Annotated in this window: 4 protein-coding genes; 2 read left to right on the forward strand and 2 right to left on the reverse strand. The window is 46.3% G+C overall.

Translation table 11 applies throughout. The annotated features are described in order from the left end of the window. Positions 1–154: 154 nt before the first annotated feature. Positions 155–865, reverse strand: a complete 711-nt coding sequence (locus GKAS_RS22945) for a hypothetical protein (protein ID WP_035897797.1) — start codon at positions 863–865, stop codon at positions 155–157. 1,148 nt (positions 866–2,013) lie between these two features. On the opposite strand from GKAS_RS22945, the gene GKAS_RS22950 reads away from it, so the two are divergent. After that, positions 2,014–2,205 (forward strand): Rop family plasmid primer RNA-binding protein, encoded by a 192-nt coding sequence (locus tag GKAS_RS22950; protein WP_035897799.1) that lies wholly within the window; start codon positions 2,014–2,016, stop codon positions 2,203–2,205. Next, complete coding sequence (locus GKAS_RS22955) at positions 2,205–2,612, forward strand: helix-turn-helix transcriptional regulator (protein WP_035897801.1); 408 nt, start codon at positions 2,205–2,207, stop codon at positions 2,610–2,612. Before GKAS_RS22950 ends, GKAS_RS22955 begins: the two co-directional genes overlap by 1 nt. Before the next feature lie 663 nt (positions 2,613–3,275). Here GKAS_RS22955 and GKAS_RS22960 read toward each other — a convergent pair. Continuing rightward, positions 3,276–3,512 carry a hypothetical protein gene (locus tag GKAS_RS22960; protein WP_035897803.1) on the reverse strand — a complete coding sequence of 79 codons (237 nt, stop codon included), beginning with the start codon at positions 3,510–3,512 and terminating at the stop codon, positions 3,276–3,278. Positions 3,513–3,652 lie beyond the last annotated feature (140 nt).

Below are 3,652 nucleotides of genomic sequence, written 5' to 3' on the forward strand. Positions count from 1 at the left end.
TGTAAAACGCACCAGCGCGATTCTGGGGCGTTTTCAGGAGGGAAGATATGTGGTTTTGCGGCTTCGGCAGGAAAATCGCGTACAGCCCGTCTGAGCGGTGCGCGTAATGAGGCGTTATGGTAAATACTAGTAGTTGGATAAGGCGTTGGAAAGGTCAAAATGGCAGGTCTTTTTCTGAAATAGACAGCGACTTTGATTGCCTTCTGTAAGTTAAAGCGCTGATGCCTCCTTTTGTCATATAGAAATAGTACGAGTCGTGAAACAGCTCGAGTGGGTATTTTTCAACAGCCTTTTTTATTACTTTATCAAGTAAGCCGATATGCACCAGATATGTGATTGCTTTGTTTAGCTCAGGCAGCTTGCACCTCAGTTTTTCGCATATGGTCTTTTTTCTAGCCAGCGTATATTCGTTATAATTATCACGGGCGTAAAGAAGGTACATGTAAGTTTGTAGAGCCAGAAGTTCAAAGGGGTATCGGTTGTGCATTGATTGAAATGCACTTATTTTTTGGTCTTCATCTACAACCCCTTTGAAGGGAAGTTTGCACCATCCATCATCATGGTCTTCGAGTACATCGACGGTATAAATCTTTTTCCGTACAGTCGGGGAAATGTTTTTGATCAGCCCTTTTGTATAAAGAATTTTGAGCCCCTCGTTAACTAACGATCGGCTTAATGATGCTATCTCACAAAGGTTGCTGAAGGTTAGTTCAACCGTTCTACGACCAGAGCTGGATTCTTTGCTGAATAGGCAGAATGTCAGATAAATTTTTAATGCTGCTATGGCCTTTGCTGTATCGAGATCGCTGAATTCAGCGATCTGATTTCCTATCCACAGAGATGGCATTTTTTTCCAGAACAGCATAATCACCCCAATCCCGAATGTTGAAAGATGAAATAGACCAATCCTAATATGGAGAGTGACAGCGAAAGGTTGGTTAACACAACCGCGACCTTCGCAAGCCTTTCTGCCAGACGAACGCTTTTCTCGAACATATTGCACCCTCGTGATAGCTTTTGTTGTCGCAATTATCTCAATAGCTGAAGGCGTTGTAACGCCTTCAGGAAAATCTATCTAGAAAGATAAAAAATTAGGTTTTTAATTATTTTATTGTTTTTTATCGATTTTTTGTTTCGTTTTGGTATTGGTGAATACTTAAATATGGTTCACCGTGAACCATAAATGATGGGGGCATTAGTTGAGTTGCTTTGGGGTTTTCATTAGCTCGGTATGAAGGGACAGTTCTGTATAGGACTCAAACCAAAAAGGATCTTCTTGAGATCCTTTTTTTCTACGAGTAATCTCTTGCCTGAAAACGAAAAAACCACCCGGCAAGGTGGTTTTTCGAAGGTTCATTAAACCGGCAAGTTTATGAACCGTGGTAACAGGGTGTACAAGACCGCTGCCACCAAATTTGTCCTTTCAGTTTAGCCGTAGTTGGGCTGAGAGTTCAAGAACTCTGCATCAGTAATATCTTGTACATCCTTTACCAGTGGCTGCTGCCAGTGGCGTTTTGTCGTGTCTTTCCGGGTTGGACTCAAGATGATAGTTACCGGATAAGGCGCAGCAGTCGGACTGAACGGGGGGTTCGTGCATACAGTCCAGCTTGGAGCGAACTGCCTTCCCGGAACTGAGTGTCTGGCGTGGAATGAGAGAACCGCGGCCATAACAGCGGAATGACACCGGTAAACCGAAAGGCAGGAACAGGAGAGCGCACGAGGGAGCCGCCAGGGGGAAACGCCTGGTATCTTTATAGTCCTGTCGGGTTTCGCCACCACTGATTTGAACGTCATATTTTGTGATGCTCGTCAGGGGGGCGAAGCCTATGAAAAAACGCCCGGAGGGGCGTGAGCTTATCGTCCTTGTCCTGTTTTTTGGTTACGCTTGTCGTCTATCTTACTTGTCACTTTGAAAGACCGGTCCGCTCGCCGCAGACAAGTGACCGAGCGTAGCGAGCGAACGGTCGAGGAAGCGGAAAAGAACCGGATATAACCTGGAGCACTGACGCAGTGATGACTAAACAACAGAAAACAGCACTGAATATGGCGAAATTCATTCAGGCGCAATCTCTGCTTCTGCTTGAGAAGCTTAACGAACTGGACCTCGATACTGAAGCCGACTTGTGCGAAGCATTACATGAGGATGCGGAACACCTTTTTCGTAGCCTCATGACACGGATTGATGGTCTTCAGGAGAAGTACTAATGGCTCAGGTATCTATCAGTGAAGCAGCTCGTCTTACCGGGAAAAGTCGTACCACGCTGCACAGGTTGATTAAAGCAGGTGAGTTGTCCACCTGTCACGGCGAACGGAATGCAAAAATGTTAGATACATCAGAGTTATTGCGCGTATTTGGTGCTTTACGTGGTCTTCCTGATGAACAGGTTGTTGAACAGGTCACTGGACAGCGTGTTACAGCATCATTGTCTGAGAATGAACAGGTGGTCAGGGCGTTGAAACAGGAAGTTGAACACCTGAAATCGCTGGTTTCTGCTCAGAATTCTCATATCGATAGTCTGAAACAGGCGATGCAGCTCCTGGAGCATAAACAGAGCGCTTCTGACCCGCAGAAGGTTCCTGCAAAGCCATGGTGGCAGTTCTGGAAGGGCTGAATTTTCCTAAAAACGGGCCTTTTCAGTACGATTTTTTGCATGCAAAAAATCGGTTTACCCTGTCAGGGCTGCACCCCGACACCCGCCAGCGCCTCACCGCCACGCAATAAATTGCGTGCCCGTTCACCGCTTCTGTTTCCTGTCTGATCGATAAGTCTTCTGGTGGCTGAAAACGACCAGAAAATCGTGTCACACCTGACGCACTATACAGTACTGCTCCCAAAGCCTTGCAGGACAAGGCTTTGCGGCGCTACACCCCCACTGTCTGAATTGTAGCGCGAATCAAAAAAAACAATCTTATCCCATTGTTTTATATGGAATAAAAAGTGTAGCGCTCACCGCTACACTTTTTATCTACGATCTAATTGTAATTTAATGTTTTATAAGTGTTTTTGTTGGTTTTTAGGGTGTAGCGCGGATACGGTTTTTGGGGATATTAGTGTGTTTCAGGCTTTCGGCTTTTTAAGCATGAATTCTGGATGCGATTCTGGCTATTTTTTCGCGGGGTGTCCTGTTCCTGACTCCGAAGGCGTTATCCCTTCGATGAATCGCGCCTGATCTTCTATCACATCGGGTCGCTCGACTAGGAAGTCGGGTGATGCTTTTTCCGTGCTGGTCAGCGAACCCCACCGGACTCGTTTTCCGGGCGCTCCTGCATGATATTCAGTGGTCATAGCCGTGGCCATAGATGTTCGCGTGAAGGGTATCGTGGGTGTACACGTTATCAATGTTGTTTATCGCCTTTTGCGGATCCAAATCCGGCGTTGCGTTCCACTCTGCCGAGTATTCCGCATCCAGAGCATCCGTGTCGTCATCTATCGTGACGCTGTTTACTTCGCGGACGAATTCACCCCAGATATAACGCATATCGTCGAAAAATTCGGTGAGCCACTTTTTCATATCGTGTCCTGGTTGCGCTGTGTGTACATCAACGAGTGTAGCTACCGGGAGAAGATACACCGGAAAGGGATAAAAATGCCTGATTGATGGGATTTTCCGTCCGTAACGTGGTGTCAGTCATTGGCGTGCATAACGATTCA

The sequence above is a fragment of the Kluyvera ascorbata ATCC 33433 genome, assembly GCF_000735365.1.
Taxonomy (GTDB): Bacteria; Pseudomonadota; Gammaproteobacteria; order Enterobacterales; family Enterobacteriaceae; genus Kluyvera; species Kluyvera ascorbata.

Excerpts from the sequence above, each read along its gene's own strand:
- GKAS_RS22945 (WP_035897797.1), bottom strand. The coding sequence starts at position 865 with ATGCTGTTCTGGAAAAAAATGCCATCTCTGTGGATAGGAAATCAGATC.
- GKAS_RS22950 (WP_035897799.1), top strand. The coding sequence starts at position 2,014 with ATGACTAAACAACAGAAAACAGCACTGAATATGGCGAAATTCATTCAG.
- GKAS_RS22955 (WP_035897801.1), top strand. The coding sequence starts at position 2,205 with ATGGCTCAGGTATCTATCAGTGAAGCAGCTCGTCTTACCGGGAAAAGT.
- GKAS_RS22960 (WP_035897803.1), bottom strand. The coding sequence starts at position 3,512 with ATGAAAAAGTGGCTCACCGAATTTTTCGACGATATGCGTTATATCTGG.